This is a genomic window from Motiliproteus sp. SC1-56, assembly GCF_017309075.1.
Taxonomy (GTDB): Bacteria; Pseudomonadota; Gammaproteobacteria; order Pseudomonadales; family Balneatricaceae; genus Motiliproteus.
The window spans coordinates 64234-84001 of record NZ_JAEMGS010000017.1; the positions used below are offsets into that span (position 1 = coordinate 64234).

At 60.1% G+C, this 19768-nt stretch carries 20 protein-coding genes; 19 read left to right on the forward strand and 1 reads right to left on the reverse strand.

Annotation, left to right across the window (positions count from 1 at the left end; translation table 11 throughout):
* Nucleotides 1–67: 67 nt before the first annotated feature.
* From pheA to JGZ97_RS16235, 10 genes are all read left to right on the forward strand, one after another.
* The gene (pheA, locus tag JGZ97_RS16190) at nucleotides 68–1168 is read left to right on the forward strand and encodes a prephenate dehydratase (RefSeq protein WP_207063740.1); all 1101 of its coding nucleotides are present in this window, start codon (nucleotides 68–70) and stop codon (nucleotides 1166–1168) included.
* A gap of 40 nt (nucleotides 1169–1208) precedes the next feature.
* Complete coding sequence (hisC, locus tag JGZ97_RS16195) at nucleotides 1209–2312, forward strand: histidinol-phosphate transaminase (protein WP_207063741.1); 1104 nt, start codon at nucleotides 1209–1211, stop codon at nucleotides 2310–2312.
* The gene (locus JGZ97_RS16200; RefSeq protein WP_207063742.1) at nucleotides 2312–4519 is read left to right on the forward strand and encodes a bifunctional prephenate dehydrogenase/3-phosphoshikimate 1-carboxyvinyltransferase; all 2208 of its coding nucleotides are present in this window, start codon (nucleotides 2312–2314) and stop codon (nucleotides 4517–4519) included. The genes hisC and JGZ97_RS16200 overlap by 1 nt, the downstream gene beginning before the upstream one ends.
* 3 nt (nucleotides 4520–4522) lie before the next feature.
* Nucleotides 4523–5212, forward strand: a complete 690-nt coding sequence (gene cmk / locus JGZ97_RS16205; protein ID WP_207063743.1) for a (d)CMP kinase — start codon at nucleotides 4523–4525, stop codon at nucleotides 5210–5212.
* A 57-nt stretch (nucleotides 5213–5269) separates the two neighbouring features.
* Nucleotides 5270–6946, forward strand: a complete 1677-nt coding sequence (gene rpsA, locus JGZ97_RS16210; protein WP_207063744.1) for a 30S ribosomal protein S1 — start codon at nucleotides 5270–5272, stop codon at nucleotides 6944–6946.
* An 84-nt stretch (nucleotides 6947–7030) separates the two neighbouring features.
* Entirely contained in the window at nucleotides 7031–7327 is a 297-nt protein-coding gene (locus JGZ97_RS16215; protein ID WP_207063745.1) for an integration host factor subunit beta, read from the forward strand.
* Nucleotides 7328–7364: 37 nt separating this feature from the next.
* Nucleotides 7365–7667, forward strand: coding sequence for a LapA family protein (locus JGZ97_RS16220; protein WP_370584085.1), 303 nt, complete (start codon nucleotides 7365–7367; stop codon nucleotides 7665–7667).
* Nucleotides 7667–8845, forward strand: coding sequence for a lipopolysaccharide assembly protein LapB (gene lapB, locus JGZ97_RS16225; protein ID WP_242521837.1), 1179 nt, complete (start codon nucleotides 7667–7669; stop codon nucleotides 8843–8845). Before JGZ97_RS16220 ends, lapB begins: the two co-directional genes overlap by 1 nt.
* A gap of 23 nt (nucleotides 8846–8868) precedes the next feature.
* Nucleotides 8869–9603, forward strand: a complete 735-nt coding sequence (gene pyrF, locus JGZ97_RS16230; protein ID WP_207063746.1) for an orotidine-5'-phosphate decarboxylase — start codon at nucleotides 8869–8871, stop codon at nucleotides 9601–9603.
* A 57-nt stretch (nucleotides 9604–9660) separates the two neighbouring features.
* Nucleotides 9661–9948 (forward strand): helix-hairpin-helix domain-containing protein, encoded by a 288-nt coding sequence (locus tag JGZ97_RS16235; protein WP_207063747.1) that lies wholly within the window; start codon nucleotides 9661–9663, stop codon nucleotides 9946–9948.
* Between the two features lie 35 nt (nucleotides 9949–9983).
* Here JGZ97_RS16235 and JGZ97_RS16240 read toward each other — a convergent pair whose 3' ends face one another.
* Entirely contained in the window at nucleotides 9984–10337 is a 354-nt protein-coding gene (locus JGZ97_RS16240) for a hypothetical protein (RefSeq protein WP_207063748.1), read from the reverse strand.
* A gap of 151 nt (nucleotides 10338–10488) precedes the next feature.
* On the opposite strand from JGZ97_RS16240, the gene ndk reads away from it, so the two are divergent.
* From ndk to murI, 9 genes are all read left to right on the forward strand, one after another.
* Nucleotides 10489–10896: a nucleoside-diphosphate kinase gene (gene ndk / locus JGZ97_RS16245; RefSeq protein WP_207063749.1), complete on the forward strand. Its 408-nt coding sequence runs from the start codon at nucleotides 10489–10491 to the stop codon at nucleotides 10894–10896.
* Between the two features lie 61 nt (nucleotides 10897–10957).
* A complete protein-coding gene (gene rlmN / locus JGZ97_RS16250; protein WP_207063750.1) occupies nucleotides 10958–12085 on the forward strand; it encodes a 23S rRNA (adenine(2503)-C(2))-methyltransferase RlmN in 1128 nt (375 codons plus the stop codon).
* 9 nt (nucleotides 12086–12094) lie between these two features.
* The gene (pilW, locus tag JGZ97_RS16255) at nucleotides 12095–12871 is read left to right on the forward strand and encodes a type IV pilus biogenesis/stability protein PilW (protein WP_207063751.1); all 777 of its coding nucleotides are present in this window, start codon (nucleotides 12095–12097) and stop codon (nucleotides 12869–12871) included.
* Nucleotides 12868–13872 carry a RodZ domain-containing protein gene (locus JGZ97_RS16260; RefSeq protein ID WP_207063752.1) on the forward strand — a complete coding sequence of 335 codons (1005 nt, stop codon included), beginning with the start codon at nucleotides 12868–12870 and terminating at the stop codon, nucleotides 13870–13872. The genes pilW and JGZ97_RS16260 overlap by 4 nt, the downstream gene beginning before the upstream one ends.
* Before the next feature lie 61 nt (nucleotides 13873–13933).
* The gene (gene hisS / locus JGZ97_RS16265; RefSeq protein WP_242521844.1) at nucleotides 13934–15181 is read left to right on the forward strand and encodes a histidine--tRNA ligase; all 1248 of its coding nucleotides are present in this window, start codon (nucleotides 13934–13936) and stop codon (nucleotides 15179–15181) included.
* A gap of 28 nt (nucleotides 15182–15209) precedes the next feature.
* Entirely contained in the window at nucleotides 15210–15878 is a 669-nt protein-coding gene (locus JGZ97_RS16270; RefSeq protein ID WP_207063754.1) for a tetratricopeptide repeat protein, read from the forward strand.
* Nucleotides 15868–17019 carry an outer membrane protein assembly factor BamB gene (bamB, locus tag JGZ97_RS16275; protein WP_207063755.1) on the forward strand — a complete coding sequence of 384 codons (1152 nt, stop codon included), beginning with the start codon at nucleotides 15868–15870 and terminating at the stop codon, nucleotides 17017–17019. Before JGZ97_RS16270 ends, bamB begins: the two co-directional genes overlap by 11 nt.
* 80 nt (nucleotides 17020–17099) lie before the next feature.
* Entirely contained in the window at nucleotides 17100–18512 is a 1413-nt protein-coding gene (der, locus tag JGZ97_RS16280) for a ribosome biogenesis GTPase Der (RefSeq protein WP_207063756.1), read from the forward strand.
* Nucleotides 18513–18530: 18 nt separating this feature from the next.
* Nucleotides 18531–19406, forward strand: coding sequence for a glutamate racemase (gene murI / locus JGZ97_RS16285; protein ID WP_370584086.1), 876 nt, complete (start codon nucleotides 18531–18533; stop codon nucleotides 19404–19406).
* Nucleotides 19407–19768: the final 362 nt, after the last annotated feature.

Below are 19768 nucleotides of genomic sequence, written 5' to 3' on the forward strand. Positions count from 1 at the left end.
CGGCCTTATGGCCGCTGAGCATTCCCCGGGGGCTTCGACAAGCCCCGCGCTAGCAAGAGCCGAGCCCATGAGCGATCAGGAGCAGCAGCTGGGCAAGCTGCGCCAGGAAATAGACCGTATCGACCAGCAGATTCTGCAGCTGGTCAGTGACCGCGCCCGCTGTGCGCAGCAGGTGGCGGAGGTGAAGCAGACCGCGCCTGACCAGGGGGCGGTGTTCTATCGTCCCGAGCGAGAGGCCCAGGTGTTGCGCCGGATTATGGACACCAACCCGGGCCCCTTGGATGGCGAGGAGGTGGCCAAGGTCTTTCGCCAGATCATGTCCGCCTGCCTGGCGCTTGAGCAGCCCATGCACATCGCGTTTCTGGGGCCCGAGGGCACCTTTACCCAGGCGGCGGCGCTCAAGCATTTCGGTCATTCTGTTATCAGCGTTCCTCTGCATTCCATCGACGAGGTGTTCAGGGAAGTGGAGTCGGGCGCGGCCCATTACGGGGTGGTGCCGATCGAGAACTCCACAGAGGGCATGGTCCATCACACCCTGGACATGTTCCGCGAATCGACCCTGACCATCTGCGGCGAGGTGGAGCTTCGCATTCACCAGCACCTGCTGGCGGCCGACGGGGTGGACCTGGATAACGTCAGTCGCATCTACTCTCACCAGCAGTCTCTGGCCCAGTGCCGGCGCTGGTTGGACGCCCGCTATCCCGGTGTAGAACGGGTGGCGGTGAGCAGTAACGCCGAGGCTGCTCGGCGTGCAGCCGCGGAGAAAGACGAGCAGGCGGTGGCGATTGCCGGCGATATGGCAGCCGAGCTTTACAACCTGAAGGCGGTGGTAGAGAACATTGAGGACCAGCCTGATAACACCACGCGGTTTTTGGTGGTGGGTAACCAGTTGACCGGCCCCAGCGGGCGTGACAAGACGTCGATGCTGGTGGCGGCCCGCAACAAGCCGGGGGCGCTGTATCACCTGCTGGAGCCTTTCCACCGCTTTGGTATCAGCCTGACCCGCATCGAAACCCGCCCCTCGGGGATGGGTACCTGGGGTTACATTTTCTACATCGATTGCGAGGGCCACTACTCCGACGCACCGATTCAAAAGGTGATGAAGGAGATCGGTGACGAGGCGCAGGAGCTCAAACTGCTGGGTTCCTACCCCCAGGCTGTTCTGTGAACGTCCTGCTGAACCATTAATCCAGGTCAGGGAGACTATTGTGAGTTGTGATTTTCAAGCGCTGGCGGCGCCGGGGGTGAGGGGGCTGCAGCCCTATGTGCCCGGCAAACCGGTTGAGGAGCTGGAGCGAGAGCTGGGTATTGCCAATATCGTCAAATTGGCCAGCAACGAGAACCCCTTGGGACTGAGTGAGGCGGCGGCAGATGCGATTCGCGCCGGGCTCGGGGAGGGCGCACGCTACCCGGATGGCAACGGCTATGCCCTGAAGCGGGCGCTGCAAGCCCGTTTCGGTCTTGAGATGTCCCAGATCACCCTCGGCAATGGCTCCAACGATGTGCTGGAGCTGGTGGCCAGGGCCTTCCTGTCCCCGGGGGCAGAAGCGGTTTTTTCCCAGCATGCGTTCGCCGTCTATCCCATCGTTACCCAGGCCATCGGTGCGACGGCGGTGGTCACGGCGGCGAAAGATTGGGGGCACGACCTGGATGCCATGGCGGCAGCCATCAGTGACAAGACCCGGGTGGTTTTTATCGCCAACCCTAACAACCCCACCGGGACCTGGATCGACCGCGACACGCTGGTCGGTTTTCTGGACCGGGTGCCGGAACGGGTGGTGGTGGTGCTGGATGAGGCCTACACCGAGTATGTGGACTCCTCGCGTTTTCCTGATGGCTTGGCGCTGCTGTCCCGCTATCCCAATCTGGTGGTGACCCGTACCTTCTCCAAGGCTTATGGGCTCGCTGCCTTGCGTATCGGCTACGCCGCCTCCAGCGCCGCGATTGCCGACCTTCTCAACCGGGTGCGTCAGCCGTTCAATGCCAATAGCCTGGCCCAGGCGGCCGCCACGGCCGTGTTGGGTGATGAGGCTTACCTGGCCCGGAGCCGCGAGGTTAATCGCGCCGGAATGGCGCAGTTGGAGTCCGGTTTTGCCACGCTGGGCCTCGATTACATTCCCTCCGTCGGCAACTTCATCGCCGTGGATGTGGCCTGCGAGGCGGGGCCGGTGTTCGAAGCGCTGCTTCGTGAAGGCGTCATTGTGCGTCCGGTGGGAGGCTACGAGATGCCCAGACACCTGCGTGTCAGCATTGGTCTTGAGGCCGAGAACCAAGCCTGCCTGAGCGCGCTCAAGAAGGTGCTGGGCCGCTGATGCAGCCGCTGGGTCGTCTTCTGGTTATAGGCCTGGGCCTGATCGGCGGGTCTGTTGCGCTGGGGCTGCGTCGTCGTGGCTTCGCTACCAGGGTGGTGGGGTATGACCGTAATGCCGCCGAGCTGGAAGAAGGTTTGCGCCTGGGGGTGATTGACGAAGCCGTAACCGACCTCCATGGGGCGGTGTGTGCCGCTGATCTGGTGGTTATGGCGGTGCCGGTCAAGGTGATGGAAACCCTGATGGCGGACATTGCGCCGGCGCTTTCCAGCCAGACCATTCTGACTGATGTGGGCAGCGCCAAGGGTAATGTGGTGGCTGCCGCGGAGCGGGTGTTTGGGGAGGTGCCGCCCAACTTCGTGCCCGGGCATCCCATCGCCGGGTCGGAAAAGAGCGGGGTGGTGGCGGCCAACGGCGATCTTTATCGTCGGCACAAGGTGATCCTCACACCGTTAGCCCAGACCGACCGTCACGCGCTCAAACAGGTAACCCTTATGTGGGAGGCGCTGGAGGCCGAGGTGCATCACATGGAGGTGCACCGGCACGACGAGGTGTTGGCCGCCACCAGTCACCTGCCCCACCTGCTGGCGTTTTCCCTGGTGGACACCCTGGCCAACGACCATGAAAACCGCGACATCTTTCGCTACGCCGCCGGTGGTTTTCGTGACTTTACCCGCATTGCCGCCAGTGATCCTATGATGTGGCACGACATCTTCCTGGCCAATCGTGACGCTACCCTCAAGGTGCTGGACGAGTTTACCGCGGGTGTGGCGACGCTGCGCAGCGCCATCGAGCGGGGCGACGGCCAGGCCCTGCTCGGGGTCTTTACCCGTGCCAAGTCGGCGCGCGAACACTTTTCTCGAATTCTTTCCGGAACAGCGTATTCCTTACCTATGAACAACACCAATGTGAAATTCCGGGCGCTGCCCGGCGGCCGGGTGAACGGTCAGATCCGGGTTCCCGGCGACAAATCCATTTCTCACCGCTCGATTATGCTGGGCGCGTTGGCGGAGGGGGTGACCGAAGTCGAAGGCTTCCTTGAGGGCGAGGACAGTCTCGCCACGTTGCAGGCGTTTCGCGATATGGGGGTGGTGATTGAGGGCCCCTACCAGGGCAAAGTCACCATCCATGGCGTGGGTATGCGCGGGTTGCGTAAGCCCCCGGGGCCGCTCTACGTGGGCAACTCCGGGACTGCCATGCGGTTGTTTGCCGGTTTGCTGGCAGGACAGGCGTTCGACAGTGTGCTGACCGGTGATGAGTCCCTGTCCAAGCGGCCGATGGAGCGGGTGGCGGCTCCGCTGCGGGCCATGGGCGCCCAGGTGGAAACCGGGGCCGGGGGCTGTCCGCCGATTCGCATTACCGGCGGGGCCAAGCTGGCGGGTATCGACTACGACATGCCCGTGGCCAGCGCGCAGGTGAAATCCTGTGTCTTGCTGGCGGGCCTGTACAGTGATGGCGTAACTCGCGTCACGGAGCCCGCGCCGACCCGGGACCACACCGAGCGCATGCTTTGCGGGTTCGGCTACCCGGTGCAGCGGGAGGGGGCCAGTGCGAGCCTCGCGGGTGGCGGCAGGCTGACCGCAACCCGAATCGATGTGCCGGCCGATATCTCTTCGGCTACCTTCTTTATGGTGGCGGCCGCGATTACCCCGGGCAGCGATATTCTTCTGCAGCATGTGGGCATCAATCCGACCCGGGTGGGTGTGGTTAACATTCTGCGGGCCATGGGGGCGGATCTGGCGTTGGAGAATGAACGCGAGGTGGGCGGGGAGCCGGTGGCCGATATTAGGGTCCGCTATGCGCCGCTCAAGGGCATTGAGATTCCCGAAGCGCAGGTGCCGCTTGCGATCGATGAATTTCCTGCTCTTTTCATTGCTGCAGCCTGCGCCGAAGGCAGGACGGTACTGACGGGGGCCGAAGAACTGAGGGTCAAGGAGAGCGACCGGATTCAGGCCATGGTGGACGGTTTGCAGGCGCTGGGCGTCGACATAGAAGGCACCCCCGACGGCGCGGTGATTCAGGGCGGCCCCATCGCTGGGGGCCGGGTGAACAGCCTCGGGGACCACCGTATCGCCATGGCTTTTGCGATCGCTTCCCTGCGGGCTGATGAGGCCATCGAAATTGATGATTGTGCCAACGTTGCCACCTCTTTCCCCAACTTTGTCGAGCTGGCGCGTCGGGTGGGGATCCGTATTAACATTGAGGAGTAGATCGTGACCAAACAGCAGGCACCGGTGGTCACCATTGACGGGCCCAGTGGTTCGGGTAAAGGGACGGTTGCTAAATTGCTGGCCCAGGCGCTGGGGTGGCACTTGCTGGACAGCGGTGCGCTTTACCGGGTTCTGGGGCTGGCGGCCCTGCACCACGGGGTCGATTTGGATGATTCCGACGCCCTGGAAGTGCTGGCTGCGCACCTTGATGTTCAGTTCAAGAGCGAAGCCGGTGAGGAGGGGGTGCGGGTGATTTTGGAAGGTGAAGAGGTCACCCAGGCGATTCGCAGCGAAGAGGCGGGCCGGGCGGCGTCTATCGTGGCGGCGGTAGAGTCGGTGCGCAGGGCATTGTTAGGCCGCCAACGTGACTTTGCCGAGTTGCCGGGGCTGGTTGCTGACGGTCGGGATATGGGTACTGTGGTCTTCCCGGAGGCCCCGGTAAAAATCTATCTGGACGCCAGCGCAGAAGAGCGCGCGAGGCGCCGTTATAACCAGTTGATAACAAAGGGGGCCGGTGCTAGTCTTCAAAAAGTGCTGGAAGACATTCAGGCACGGGATGATCGTGACATCAACCGACCCGTCGCCCCCCTGAAGCCGGCCAACGACGCTGTGGTGATAGACAGTACATCGATGTCCATAGAGGCCGTGCTTGATTGCGTGGTGGCGCAGGTCAAGGACAACTGCCTGTCTTGAGGGCGGGAGCTGGCGATCAAAGCTCCCCCCGTCCCGCGAGCGGGCTGGGAATAAATCATGGGCGAAAGTTTTGCTGAGCTCTTTGAAGAGAGCTTGAAAGATACTGATCTGCGGCCTGGTGCGCTGGTTACCGCCACGGTCGAGGCGATTGACGATGACTGGGTGACGGTCAACGCCGGGTTGAAATCCGAAGGCGTCATTCCCCGTCGAGAGTTCACCTCGGAAAATGGCGAGTTGAGCCTAGCGGTGGGGGATGAAGTCGAGGTGGCGGTGGTCAGCCTCGAGGACGGTTTCGGCAGTACCTCATTGTCCCGGCTCAAGGCCCGGCAGGCACAGGCTTGGCGTGAGCTGGAGACGGCTTACGAGTCGGGTGAAACCGTAGAGGGACAGATCGTCGGCAAGGTGCGGGGCGGTTTGACGGTGGAGCTGGACTCCATCCGCGCCTTTCTGCCGGGCTCTCTGGTCGATGTGCGTCCGGTCCGAGACACCACCCACCTGGAAGGCCAGACCCTTGAGTTCAAACTCATCAAGCTGGATGCCCGGCGCAACAACATCGTCGTATCCCGCCGGGCGGTGCTGGAAGAGGCCAACAGCGCCGACCGGGAAAAGCTGCTTAAGACCCTCACCGAGGGAATGGTGCTCAAGGGGGTCGTGAAAAACCTGACCGACTACGGCGCCTTCATCGATTTGGGCGGCGTTGACGGCTTACTCCACATTACCGACCTGGCTTGGAAGCGGGTACGTCACCCTAGCGAAGTGGTCTCTGTGGGCCAGGAGCTGGATGTCAAGGTGCTTCGTTATGACCGCGAAAGCGGGCGAGTTTCCCTCGGCCTCAAGCAGCTCGGCAAGGACCCGTGGGAGGGCATAAGCCAGCGTTACCCGGCCAATACGCGGCTCAAGGGGCGGGTTACCAATATCACCGATTACGGTTGCTTTGCTGAAATCGAGGATGGCATCGAGGGGTTGGTCCACGTTTCCGAAATGGACTGGACCAACAAGAACATTCACCCTTCCCGGGTGGTGCAGCTAGGCGAAGAGATCGACGTGATGGTCCTTGATATCGACGAGGAGCGTCGCCGTATCTCTCTGGGAATGAAGCAGTGCGTCGAGAATCCCTGGGAGACGTTTGGCAAGCAGCACAACAAAGGTGACCGGATTTCCGGGGTGATTCGTTCGATTACCGATTTCGGAATTTTTGTGGGGCTGGAAGGCGGAATCGACGGACTTGTTCACCTCTCGGATCTGAGCTGGGAACAGCCCGGGGAGGAGGTGGTTCGCGAATATGCCAAGGGCGACACACTGGAAACTCAAATCCTGGCTATCGACCAAGAACGGGAGCGGGTGTCTCTCGGGGTTAAACAGTTGGAAGGCGACCCCTTCATGGGCTTCGTCGCCGAGCACGATAAGGGGGCGCTGGTCACTGGCGAAGTGATTGCCGTAGAGCCTCGAGGGGCCACCCTGCAGCTGACCGAGGGGGTTGAGGCTCAGCTGAAAGCCTCCGAGCTTAGCGTGGATCGCGTGGATGATGCCGGCACGGTGCTCAAGGTGGGCGAAACCATCGAAGTGGCTATCATCAATGTGGACCGTAAGAAGCGGTTGATAGGCGTTTCGCTCAAAGCCAAGGCGCAGAGTGAAGACCGGGCCGCCATGAAGGCGCTTAAAGAGCAGCAAATCGAGACGGGACCGACAACCATCGGGGACCTGATCAAAGAGCAGTTGGGAAAGAAAACTTAATCAGGACCAGCCTTCGCGGGTGTCCTTCGTTTCGATGAAGGGTGAAAGTTGCTCGGGACCGGTAATGGCGACTAGGGGACGGCTATGACAAAGTCTGAGCTGATCGAACGCTTGGCAATGAGGCACGAAGATCTGTCAGTTAAAGATGTGGAGCTGGCAGTAAAAACGATGCTAGACCATATGACTGAAGCGCTCTCCAGCGGGGAGCGCATCGAGATACGCGGTTTTGGTAGTTTTTCCCTGCATTACCGTGCACCACGGGTAGGGCGTAATCCGAAAACCGGCCAGGCGGTTGAACTGGACGCTAAGTATGTGCCGCACTTCAAGCCGGGTAAGGACTTGCGTGAGCAGGTGAACGACAGCATGAAACAGGGGCGTTAACCGCCAGGATTGGTTCAATGACAATGAGGCATTTTCGGTGCGCTTAATCAAAACGTTTCTGGCGGTGGCCTTTATGCTGCTGCTACTGTTGATCGGAATCCTCCTGACGGTAAACAATCAGCAGCAGGTGGCGATCGATTTGGTCTTTTTTCAATCGCCCGCCAAGAGTGTGGCGTTGTGGCTGGTGCTCAGCTTTCTGCTGGGTGCCGTACTCAGCGTGGTGTTGGGTGTTTTGTCCATCATGGGGCTAAAAGCCCGTCTACGAAATACGCGGCGTAAGCTGGACCACTCGCGTAAAGAACTGGATAAGCTGAGGACCTTGAACCTCAATAACGGTTGATGATGGGCGATTACCTGCTGATCGTTCCGCTCGTTCTGGCGTTGGCCATTGGCTGGTTGCTGGGGCGCCGGGACCGACGTAAGCAGCAACTGGAAAATTATACTGAGCGGCTGCGGCACGAGTACTTCAGCGGTCTTAATCATCTCATCGACAACAATACCGATGAGGCGATCGAGAGTTTCATCAGTGCGTTGAAATACAACAGCGAAACCGTCCCCATTCGCTTGGCGCTCGGGACGCTGTTCCGGCGCCGGGGTGAGGTTCAGCGCTCCATCCAGCTTCACCAAGAGGTGTTGGCTCTTCCGTCTCTCACCGCCAAGGAATCTGTCCAGGTGCAGCTGGCGCTTGCTCATGATTACATGGCCGCGGGGCTGCTGGATCGTGCTGAAAATCTGCTTTTGGAACTATTGGGGGAGGGGAGTCGTGAGGACCGGGATACCACGGTTCGACTACTGATCGACCTCTACCAGCAGGAGAAAGAGTGGCATAAAGCTCTGAAGGTGGCAGAGCTGCTCAGTGATGACGACGGTGCCTTGGGTACCCGTCTGGCTCACTACCACTGTGAGTTGGCCCGGGTGGCGCTGCAGCGTCGCGAGTGGCAGGAGGCGCGAAAACATATCAAGGGGGCGCTCCAGGAGGACCCTGACTGTGTGCGCGCCTCCCTGCTCAATGCCGAGTTGGAGATGACCGAGGAGCGGTGGAAAGCCGCGATCAAGAGTCTAAAGTCTGTCCCGTTGCAGGATCCAGCCTTCGTCTCGGAGACGGTTCCTCTACTTGCCGAGTGTTATCGGCGGCTGAATGCCACCGGTGAGCTGCGGCGCTATCTGGAGCAGACCTTTGAGTATGCGCCTTCTACCACGGCGATGCTCCTGGTTGCCGATGAGATTGCCCGGGAGCAGGGCGATTACCAGGCCGGTGCCTACATTACCGAGCAACTCAAGCTGCGACCGTCAGTAAAAGGGTTTAACCGTTTGATCGACCTGCATCTCAAGCATGCGGGGGAGAGTGCCCGCGAAAGCTTGGGGGTGCTGCGCGGCCTGACCGGGCAGCTCGAACAGTCCAAGCCGGTCTATCACTGCCGCAACTGCGGCTTCTCCGGTCAGACACTCCACTGGCAGTGCCCGAGCTGCCAGGGTTGGGGGGAGGTCAGACCAATCCAGGGCCTGGAAGGCGAATAACCATCTATTTTGAGGAATTTTGAATGTCAGTGATCGCTCACCAAGGGCAGCGAGGTGAAGGCTCGCGGGTAATCGTAGCGCTAGATTATCCCGGCGCCGACCAAGCCCTGGAGATGGCGAGCCGGTTGGATCCTGGGTTGTGCCGGGTGAAAGTCGGTAAGGAGCTTTTTACCCGGGCGGGCCCCGGGGTGGTTGAAAAGCTGCAAGGGATGGGGTTCGAGGTGTTTCTCGATCTCAAGTTTCATGATATTCCCAATACCACGGCCAAGGCGGTGCAGGCGGCTGCGGAGCTTGGTGTGTGGATGGTCAATGTACACGCCAGTGGCGGGCGGCGGATGATGGAGGCGGCGCGTGAGGCGCTGGAAAATGTCAACGGCCCTCGTCCTTTGCTGATTGCTGTCACAGTATTGACCAGCATGGAGGCGACGGACTTGGCTGAAATAGGCCTTGATCGCTCACCGTTGGAACAGGTCCAGGCTCTGAGCGCGCTGGCGGCTCGGTCCGGTTTGGACGGGGTTGTCTGCTCAGCCCAGGAGGCAAGCCTGTTGCGGCGGGCACAGGGGGCCGACTTCCAACTCGTCACCCCGGGCATTCGCCCGACAGGGGCTGAGCGCGGCGATCAGCGCCGGGTGATGACCCCTGCTGAAGCGATTGAGGCGGGTAGCAGCTTCTTGGTTATCGGTCGCCCGATTACCGCGGCAGTGGATCCGGTCGCAGTGCTTGAAAAGATTCAGGCAGAGTTGCAAACCATTGTCTAAGCTTGCTTTTACTCGCGTAGGCGAGCGCTAAATAGTTAAAGACAAGGAAAGTTGCGTATGAAGCTAAAAGGAATTTCCGGCCTCGTGGCCGGTTTGCTCATGGGGTTGTCGCTCGGTGCAGGGGCGGCTGAGCCTGTTAATATCAATCAGGCCAGCGCCGCTGAGCTGGCCGCCGCGCTAAATGGCATTGGTCCGGTGAAGGCGCAGGAGATCGTCCGTTACCGGGAGCAGAATGGTCCCTTCAAGTCCGCCGACGACCTGCTGGCGGTAAAGGGGGTAGGGCAGGCACTCCTGGCGCGTAACCGTGAGTTGATTTTACCCGTCGCCGCTTCCCCTGCGGAGTAGTAGCGTACCAACAGAACGCCCGTGTGGGCGTTCTGTTATTGCTTGGTTGAGGGTTCAGGGGGTTGTTGCGCGGCTTCGCGCTCCAGACGTGCTTTGATTTTCAGGTAGTTGGGGGTTGGTCCCACGTCCTCGTAAACCGGGTCGCCCTCCTCCATTCGAATGACATTAGGACCTGCGATGTAGGGCATCTTCTCTTCGACTTCGCGCAGTGCGTGAGTCAGTAGGTTGGCGACAATCTCTTCCTGTGGAATTCGATAGACCTCGGCCAGCGCTTCAAGCTTAATCATATCCTCGTTCGCAATTGCCACTTCCCGGGTGGTTTTGGGGTGGTACTCAATGCAGTGGCGCTCCCAATCTTTGAGCATTTTCCCGATCGGGGTGTTGGGCATGGTTACCTCCGTATGCCGTTAACGGATGAATCTTTTTTAGTGTAGATGGTCATAGCCGGCACCCGGCAAATTATGCCCTTTCAACCCGGGGGCACTGGCTCTATAATTAGCCGTTTTTGTTAATCAACCTAAGACCTTTTGGGGATTTTAAATGGCTATTGAACGTACCCTCTCCATCATCAAGCCTGACGCTGTGGCCAAGAATGTTATCGGTAAAATTTACAGCCGCTTCGAAACCAACGGCCTGAAGATCGTTGAGGCGAAGATGCTGACCCTGGACCGCGAGCTGGCCGAAGGCTTTTATGCGGAGCACAAGGGGCGTCCGTTTTTCGAGGCGCTGGTCGAATTCATGACCTCCGGCCCGGTCATGGTTCAGGTGCTGGAAGGCGAGAATGCTATCGCCAAGAACCGTGAACTGATGGGCGCGACTAACCCCAAGGAAGCGGCCGAAGGCACCATCCGCGCGGATTTCGCCGAGTCCATCGACGCTAATGCTGTCCATGGCTCCGACTCGCCGGCCTCCGCCGAGCGGGAAGTGGCTTACTTCTTCGGCGCCTGATCGAAGCTTCAGCGCCGCCGTTCCGGCGGCGCTTTTCAATCTCCAACCCAATGTGATGACAATGAGCACAGCCGCTGCCAAGGTTAACCTGCTGGGGCTTTCCAAGCCCAAGCTGGAGGCTTTCTTCGAGAGTATCGGGGAGAAAAAGTTTCGCGCCACCCAGGTGATGAAATGGATTCATCAGGCCGGTGTCGACAGTTTCGACGACATGACCAACGTCAGCAAAGCGCTGCGGGCAAAGTTGGAAGCGATCGCGGAGATTCGTGAGCCCGAGGTGGTATTGGAAGATATCTCCAGCGATGGGACCCGCAAGTGGGTCATACGCATGGAGGGGGGGAGCTCGGTGGAAACCGTGCTGATTCCCGATGGCGAGCGCAAGACGCTTTGTGTCTCCTCGCAGGTGGGCTGTTCGTTGAACTGCAGTTTCTGTTCGACCGGCAAACAGGGCTTTAACCGCAACCTTACTGCCGCAGAGATCATCGGTCAGTTGCGGGTCGCCATTAAGTCTTTCGGGCCTTTTGAACCCAAGGATCCGCGTCGGGTGACCAACGTCGTGTTGATGGGGATGGGCGAACCACTGATGAACTTCGAGCCGGTGGTCGACGCCATGTCGTTGATGATGGAGGACAATGCCTACGGCCTTTCCAAACGACGGGTTACTCTGAGTACAGCCGGGCTTGTGCCGGCTATCGACCAGCTGGGGGAGGTGAGTGACGTTTCCCTGGCGCTATCGCTCCATGCCCCCAATGATGAGCTGAGAAATGAGCTGGTTCCCCTGAATAAACGGTACCCGATCAGCGAGTTGATGGCCGCGACTCGGCGCTACCTGGACCGTTGCAACGACAAGCGGGTGGCGACCGTTGAATACACCCTTATCGATGGGGTGAACGATCGGCCCGAGCATGCCCACGAGCTGGTGGCATTGTTGCGGGATCTGCCTTGTAAGCTCAACCTGATTCCCTTCAATCCGTTTCCCAATTCTGGCTACCGGCGGGCCAAGAAAGCCGCTATCGAGCAGTTTCGATCGATCACCACCCGGGGCGGAGTCATTACCACGGTGCGCAGTACCCGCGGGGATGATATCGACGCAGCCTGCGGACAGCTGGTGGGCCAGGTTGACGATAGAACAAGGCGCAGTCAAAAATATATCCCCGTCAAGCAGGATTTGTCGGCCGCTGGGCCAGGCTAAGGAGAGGGTGTGAGAGCAGTCGGGTATCTGTTGTTGTGTGCCATGCTGTTGGGAGGCTGCGCCACCCAAACCACCGTGGATGGCCGTGCTGCCAAGCAAGGCTCTAAAGAGGAGCGTTTAGAAGCTTGGAACAGCGTGGCCCGTGAATATATTCAGCTGGGGCAGTACGAAGAGGCGAAGCGTCCTTTGAAGCAGGCGCTGGAGGTGGACCCGAAAGCGGCCTCCTCATTAACGCTGCTGGCGCTGGTGTTTCAGAGTCAGGGTGAAACCGAAATTGCCGAGGAGTATTACCGAAAGGCGCTTGAGGGCGATCCCGACAACGCCATGGTTAACAACAACTATGGTATTTTCCTGATGTTGCAGCAGCGTCATGCAGAGGCGTGCGGTTACCTCGAGGCGGCCGCACGGGATCCGCTGTACGAGCAACGCAGCGCGACCTTGGAAAATTTGGCCAGCTGTTATCGTGTTACCGGTCAGTCGGCGGAGGCGGAAAAAACCTACCGTCAGGTGCTGCGGTTGGATCCCAATGCCAGTCAGGCCATTCTCGCGTTGAGCGAATTGGCGTACCAGCGGGGAGAGTACGGCCAATCCTGGCAATTGTTCAGCCGGTTTTCCAAACTGGTTAATCTGCGCCAAGTTGAGCATAACGCGCAAAGCCTGTGGCTGGGGATTCGGCTCTCCCGCCAGGGGCAGGACCCGGGCATGGCGGCGACCTATTCGCTATTGTTGAAGAACCTTTATCCGCAGTCCCGGGAGTACCAACTCTACAAGGAGTCGCGTCAATGACCGAGATCGATCCAATGTTGGGAACGCACTCGGAGTCCGGCCATCAGGAGCTGCCGGGAAAACAGCTGAAAGCGGTACGTGAAGCACGCGGGCTGAGCGTTCAGGATGTGGCCACCCGTCTCAATATATCTGAGGCTTACGTCAGCGCGCTGGAAGCCACCGACCTCAGCAAGCTGCCCGGTATTGCCTTTGTTAAGGGATATATGCGGGCGTACGCGCGCTTCGTGGGGCTTTCCGGTGATGAGCTGGTTGCCGAAATCGACAGGATGGTGGGGCGTGAAACCATCGAGCGACCGGTGACCAGCATCAACAAGGTGGGGCAGCAGGCTAAGTTAAGCGACCCTCTGATCCGGATTTCGGTGGTGCTGTTCGCGGCGGCGTTGATCGCCGCCAGCCTTTGGTGGTGGCAGGGTCAGTCCCGCGCGCCTGTGGCGACACCTGAGGGAGTGGAGGCACCAGTGGCGCCAGAGTCGGATGCCGCAGCGGCGCAGGAAGCGGCGTCGGATCCGACCGATATTCAGAGCCGCCTGTCCCAGCGTGAGACTGAATCGACGCCTCCGGAGGTGTCCGAGCCTGAAGCGGCTGATGAGGCTGATGAGGCGGAGCCGACCTACCTTAGCCCTGAAGAGATTGAACGCCTCAGTAAAGAGCTGGAGGCCGAAGGGGCGGCGGAGCCGGCCAGTGCAGAAACCGCATCGCAAGCCGCTCCTGAGGCAGCGACCGCAGCTGATACGGCGGAGCGTGCGGCGACAGCGACGGAAGAGAAACGCTTGGTCATGACCTTCACCGACGAGTGCTGGGTGGCGATCCGTGATCAGGAGGACAACCTTCTCTATGCCAGTAACAAGAAGGCCGGCGAGTCGCTGGAGTTTTTGGTCGAGGAGCCCGCTCGCCTGCTGGTCGGTCGTGTATCGGCGGTCTCCATGGCGGAGCTGGGCGGTGAGCCGCTCGACCTTCAGTCCGTGGCCCGTCAGAACGTGGCGCGACTGACGCTCGATTAACGCCCGGTGTTCTAAAAGTAGTAGGAATTCAACTTTGTCCAAAATCAAAGCCATTCGTGGAATGAATGACATTCTTCCGGAGCAGACGCCGGTCTGGCGTTATCTGGAAGCAACCGTGGAGTCGGTGCTTGGGCAGTACGCCTACAGCGAAATTCGCTTGCCGGTGGTCGAAAAAACCGACCTTTTCAAGCGCTCCATCGGCGAGGTCACCGATATCGTCGAGAAGGAGATGTACACCTTCTTGGACCGTAATGATGAGAGTCTGACCCTGCGCCCGGAAGGGACCGCTGGCTGTGTGCGGGCGGGGGAGGAGCATGGGCTCCTGTACAACCAGACCCGTCGCCTCTGGTACCGGGGGCCGATGTTCCGCTATGAAAAACCCCAGAAAGGACGTTACCGGCAGTTTCACCAGATCGGCGTCGAGACTTTCGGCATGGCGAGTGCAGAGATCGATGCCGAGGTGATCATGGTCTCCGCGCGTCTCTGGCAGGCGCTCGGGCTGCTGGACTCCGTGACGCTGCAGCTAAACTCCCTGGGTAGCAACGAGGCGCGAGGCCGTTACCGGGAGGCGCTGGTCGCATACTTGGAGCAGCACCTGGATCGCCTCGATGAGGATTCCCGCCGGCGCTTAGCCAGCAACCCGTTGCGTATATTGGACTCCAAGGACGAGGGAACCCAGGCGGTGCTGGCTGGTGCGCCCGTGCTTGCCGACTACCTTGATGATGACTCCCGTGCCCACTTCGAGCAGCTCCGCGCGCTTCTGGACGGCGCCGGTATCGATTACGAAATCAACCCGCGGCTGGTTCGAGGACTCGATTACTACTGTAAAACGGTGTTCGAGTGGGTAACCGACAAGCTGGGTGCCCAGGGCACGGTCTGTGCCGGCGGTCGCTACGACGGTTTGGTTAAACAGCTGGGGGGGCGGCCGACCCCCGCGGTGGGCTTTGCCATGGGGATTGAGCGGCTGGTGCTGATGCTGGAAACCCTGGATCTTGTGCCTGCTCATTTGCGTCAGCCCATGGATATTTACCTGGCGGCCGAGCACAAGGGTATCCAGCACCAGCTGGTGGCTCTGGCAGAGCAGTTGCGCAGCGAACTGCCCGGGCTGCGGGTGATGAGCCACTTTGGTGGTCTGAAGAACATCAATAACAAGGCGCGTCAGAGCGGGGCGCCCCTGGTTGCTCTGGTTACTCAACCGGAGGAGGGGCTGCGGGTAACCCTCTGGGATGGGGATACGCCGTATCACGGTCTTGAGCCGAAGGCGCTCAAAGAGCACCTGCAGAACTGGCTGAGCGCCAGCGCCAACTAAAACACCTTATTTGATCGAGGAGGCCCCGGTGGCTGAATTGCGTACCGAAGAAGAACAAGTTGAAGCGTTGAAAAACTGGTGGCGGGAGAACGGCCGCTCCACATTGCTGGGGGTTGGGCTCGCGGCACTGGCGGTGTTCGGATGGAAAGCCTGGCAGCAGCATGAGCAGCAGACAATGCAGGCGGGTGCGATGGCCTATCAGAGCCTGATGACCGCAGCCGCTACACAGCCCGGCGCGCAGTTGGATGGCGAGCGGCGCAAAACCGCGACCCACCTGGCGGGGCAACTGAAGGAGGAGCACCAAGACTCTGCCTATGGCCTATATGCCGCGCTCTGGTTGGCCAAAAGTGCGGCCGAGACCGGTAACCTTGACCAAGCCACAGCGGAACTCGAGTGGGTGCTCGCCCAAGAGCCCGAAAGCGCCATTGCCGAGGCGGCCCGCTTGCGCCTCGCCCGGTTGAAACTGGCCCAGGGCGACCCTCAGGGTGCATTGGCCCGCTTGGAAGGGGCCGCTGAAGAGGGGTTCCAGGCAGCGTTTTACGAGATTCAGGGGGATGCTTATCAAGCCCTCGGCGAAGAAGGTAAGGCCCGTGCTGCCTATGAGAGCGCCCTGGCGGCGTCCGCGAACGGCGGCCATCCGCTGCTCAGCATGAAGCTGGATGACGTGGCGGCCATCGGGGCCCAAGATGGGCAGTAGGTTGCGACTGCTGGCGCTGGCCGCGGCCCTGCTGTTGAGCGGATGCGGTTCGTGGGGCGGGGACGGGGAAATCGAGCCCAGTCCTCTAGTGGATTTCGAGCCTCAGGCCGAATTTCAAACGCTCTGGTCGGTTAGGATCGATCAAGGGTTGGGGGAAAAATACCATCAGTACCAACCGGCGTTGCTAGGCAACCGCATTTATGTCGCTAATTACGAGGGCACCCTGACGGCGTTTAACCAGGATAACGGGGAGCGCCTGTGGGAGCGCGAACTCGGACTGCCTGTCAGCGGTGGGGTCGGAGTCGGTGACGGAAAGATCGCGCTGACCACCTATGACGGGGAGGTTCGCGTATTTCGCGCGCTGGACGGTGCTGAGCTGTGGCAGGCCCGGTTGAGCAGCGAGGCGCTGGTGCCGGTACAGATCAACCAGGATATCGCGCTGGTGCAGACCATCGATGGCCGGCTGACCGCCTTCGATGCTCAGTCCGGTGGGCGGCGCTGGCAATACAGCGCCCAGATTCCGAGTCTGACCCTGCGCGGCACCAGTACGCCGTTGCTGACCGACGACACCAGCTATGCCGGCTTTGCCAACGGTAAGGTGATTGCATTGAACAATGCGACCGGTGAGCCGCTCTGGGAAAGCCGGGTCGCGATCCCGCAGGGTAAAACCGAGCTGGAGCGGATCGTTGATGTCGACGGTCCGTTGATGCTGGATAAGGGCGTGCTCTACGTCACCAGTTACCAGGGGCGTCTGGCGGCACTTTCTGTCCGCGATGGTCGGCAGCTCTGGGCTGCCGAGGCGTCCAGCTACCAGGGCGTGGGTCTGGGGGACGAGCAACTCTTTTTGAGTACCGCGCAGGACCATGTCCAGGCTTATGGGCGTCGGGGTTATGGCCCCTTGTGGGAGCAGGAGGGACTTTATTTCCGCCAGCTCAGCTCCCCCTCGATACTGGACGGTGCGGTAGTGGTCGCTGATTTCGAAGGCTACGTACATGCCCTGGCGGCCGAGGATGGCGACTTCCTGGCCCGTACCCGGGTCGACGCCGACGGCGTGCGCGGGCCTTTGTTGGTAGCGAACGACCGGCTCTATGTGCTGGGTAATGGGGGCAGACTCTCGGCGTTGACGCTTAAACCCGAGTAACGGCTCCTTGACTGACAGGCGGCCCCATTTGTTGGTGGCTGCCTGTTTTGCGTTTTTAAAACTCTTTAGGTTGTAATGCCATGAATCCCGTAATAGCCCTGGTGGGGCGTCCCAATGTGGGCAAGTCGACGCTCTTTAACCGCTTGACCCGCTCGCGCGATGCGCTGGTCGCCGATTTTCCGGGGTTGACCCGTGACCGTAAATACGGCGAGGGGCGCCTGGATGAGCGCGACTTCATCGTCATTGACACCGGGGGCATCAGCGGCGACGAAGCGGGTATCGACTCGGCGATGGCCGAGCAATCGCTGTTGGCCATTGAAGAGGCCGACGCGGTGCTTTTTCTGGTTGACGGTCGTGCCGGGCTCAATCACGCCGACGAGCTGATCGCTCAGCACCTGCGCCAGAGCGGGAAACCTTATTTTCTAGTGGTCAATAAAATCGATGGCGTGGACCCGGATGTGGCCATGGCGGACTTTTACGCCCTGGGACTCGCGGTGCCGGTGCCCATTGCTGCGTCCCACGGGCGTGGGGTGCGAAACCTGATCGAGCAGGTGCTCGACGGGTTTCCCGCGCCGGAGGCGGAAGCCGACGAAGAGAAAGACCAGGGCATCCGCATGGCCGTCATCGGCCGCCCCAATGTTGGTAAGTCCACCCTGGTCAATCGCATGCTGGGAGAGGACCGGGTGGTGGTGTATGACCAGGCCGGAACCACTCGGGACAGCATCTACATCCCCTACGAGCGTCATGGGGAGCCTTACACCCTGATCGACACCGCAGGTGTGCGCCGCCGCAAGAATATCAAGGAGGCGGTGGAGAAGTTCTCCATCGTCAAGACCTTGCAGGCGATCAAGGACGCCCATGTGGTCATCGCCGTGATGGATGCCCGTGAGGGAATCACCGAGCAGGACCTGCACATGTTGGGTTTTGCCCTGGATGCGGGGCGGGCGCTGGTTATCGCCGTCAACAAGTGGGACGGGATGAACGCGGAGGAGCGAGAAGATGTGCGTCGCCAGTTGCAGCGCCGTCTGGTATTTGCCGATTTTGCTAACGTCCACTTTATCTCGGCGCTGCACGGCACGGGGGTCGGTAACCTCTATGAGTCGGTTGACGAGGCCTACGCCAGCGCCATGGGTAAATGGCCGACCAGTCAGCTCACGCGTTTGCTCGAGGATGTGATCGCAGATCATCAGCCGCCGCTGGTCAACGGCCGGCGCATAAAGTTGCGCTACGCGCACCAGGGCGGCTCCAATCCGCCGCTGTTCATCGTCCATGGCAACCAGGTAAACCAGCTGCCAGATGCTTATAAGCGATACCTTCAAAACCGCTTTATTGCCCAGTTGAAAATCAAGGGAACGCCGGTCCGGTTCGAGTTCCGCTCCGGCAGCAACCCCTTCGAGGGGAAAAAGAATGTGCTGAGCCGGCGCCAAGTGGCGAAGAAAGAGCGGCTGGTACGCTTTTCCAAGAAGAGCAAGGCCAAGGCGAAAAAACGCTAGGTTATGGGCTTAACGAGTGTGAATAGCCGGCTGCCGGTCGGCGTTTTTGACTCGGGCGTCGGCGGCCTGACGGTTCTGCGATCCATACATCGCGCACTGCCCGCCGAAAATTTGCTGTATCTCGGGGATACCGCGCGGGTTCCCTATGGCACCAAAAGCCCGGAGTCGGTCTGTCGTTACGCGCTCCAGGCGTCGCGGGCCCTGGTTGAACAGGGCGTTAAAGCGCTGGTCGTTGCCTGTAATACGGCCTCGGCTGTGGCCCTGGATGCCTTGCGTCAGGCCTACCCCGGTCTGCCGGTCATTGGAGTGATCGAGCCCGGTGCGCGTGCTGCCTGTGCCGCGACCCGCAGCAAAGGGGTTGCTGTAATAGCCACGGAGAGCACCATTCTCGGCGGTGCCTACGAACGTGAAGTGGCGGCACTGGACTCGGAAATACAGGTTTACAGTCGTGCCTGCTCACTCTTTGTCGCCCTGGCGGAAGAAGGTTGGGTGGAGGGGCCTCTGCTTGAGCAGGTGTTGGCCCGTTATCTTGATCCCCTTTTGAAGGTCGACGGCCTACCGCGTGGTGACATCGACTGCCTGGTTCTCGGCTGTACTCATTTCCCGGTGCTCAATCAGGCCATCGCCAAGGTGGTAGGTGAGGGAGTCACCCTGGTGGACTCGGCGGACACGACGGCCCAAGCGCTCAAAGAGTACCTGATGGAGAGTTACGGTCCACCGCCGTCTGCGGCGCAGGTGGGAGAGGTCCGCTTTATGGTCACCGACGGCGCGGCGCGTTTTGCCCGTGTCGCGGCGCAGTTTTTTGGTCGCCCCGTTCGTGCCTCAGATGTGGAGCTGGTGGACCTGTCGATTAGCCACGATCCGGTGTTGGCAGCGAAGTTAAAAAATATTTAAAAAAGCCGTTGACGGCAGGAAACGGGGCTGTAGAATACGCCCCCACGTTGTCGCTGAGGCGGCACACGAAGCCAGCCGGCAGACAAGTTTTCAAACAAATTTCTCTGCAAAACAAGTTGACTTCGAAATCGGTTGAGATAGAATCTCGGCCCCGCTTGAGGAAAGCGGAACGCTCTTTAACAAATCGACCATGCAATTCGTGTGGGCGCTTGCCGGGATAGGTTGTAAAGACTTATCGAAGCAAGTGACTCGTGAATTCATAGAACTATTCGTACTTACGAACAGTTAAGTATTCCAGTTTTTGCTTTGAGCTAGATTTTAGTCACTTTCGAGTGGCGACAAATTTAAACTGAAGAGTTTGA

Bases quoted from the DNA above. Each gene is read 5' to 3' on its own strand.
- JGZ97_RS16235 (WP_207063747.1), top strand. From the start codon at position 9,661: ATGAAGCTAAAAGGAATTTCCGGCCTCGTGGCCGGTTTGCTCATGGGG.
- JGZ97_RS16260 (WP_207063752.1), top strand. From the start codon at position 12,868: ATGACCGAGATCGATCCAATGTTGGGAACGCACTCGGAGTCCGGCCAT.
- lapB (WP_242521837.1), top strand. From the start codon at position 7,667: ATGATGGGCGATTACCTGCTGATCGTTCCGCTCGTTCTGGCGTTGGCC.
- JGZ97_RS16240 (WP_207063748.1), bottom strand. From the start codon at position 10,337: ATGCCCAACACCCCGATCGGGAAAATGCTCAAAGATTGGGAGCGCCAC.
- pheA (WP_207063740.1), top strand. From the start codon at position 68: ATGAGCGATCAGGAGCAGCAGCTGGGCAAGCTGCGCCAGGAAATAGAC.
- rlmN (WP_207063750.1), top strand. From the start codon at position 10,958: ATGAGCACAGCCGCTGCCAAGGTTAACCTGCTGGGGCTTTCCAAGCCC.
- hisS (WP_242521844.1), top strand. From the start codon at position 13,934: ATGAATGACATTCTTCCGGAGCAGACGCCGGTCTGGCGTTATCTGGAA.
- JGZ97_RS16215 (WP_207063745.1), top strand. From the start codon at position 7,031: ATGACAAAGTCTGAGCTGATCGAACGCTTGGCAATGAGGCACGAAGAT.
- pyrF (WP_207063746.1), top strand. From the start codon at position 8,869: ATGTCAGTGATCGCTCACCAAGGGCAGCGAGGTGAAGGCTCGCGGGTA.
- rpsA (WP_207063744.1), top strand. From the start codon at position 5,270: ATGGGCGAAAGTTTTGCTGAGCTCTTTGAAGAGAGCTTGAAAGATACT.
- JGZ97_RS16200 (WP_207063742.1), top strand. From the start codon at position 2,312: ATGCAGCCGCTGGGTCGTCTTCTGGTTATAGGCCTGGGCCTGATCGGC.
- ndk (WP_207063749.1), top strand. From the start codon at position 10,489: ATGGCTATTGAACGTACCCTCTCCATCATCAAGCCTGACGCTGTGGCC.
- bamB (WP_207063755.1), top strand. From the start codon at position 15,868: ATGGGCAGTAGGTTGCGACTGCTGGCGCTGGCCGCGGCCCTGCTGTTG.
- der (WP_207063756.1), top strand. From the start codon at position 17,100: ATGAATCCCGTAATAGCCCTGGTGGGGCGTCCCAATGTGGGCAAGTCG.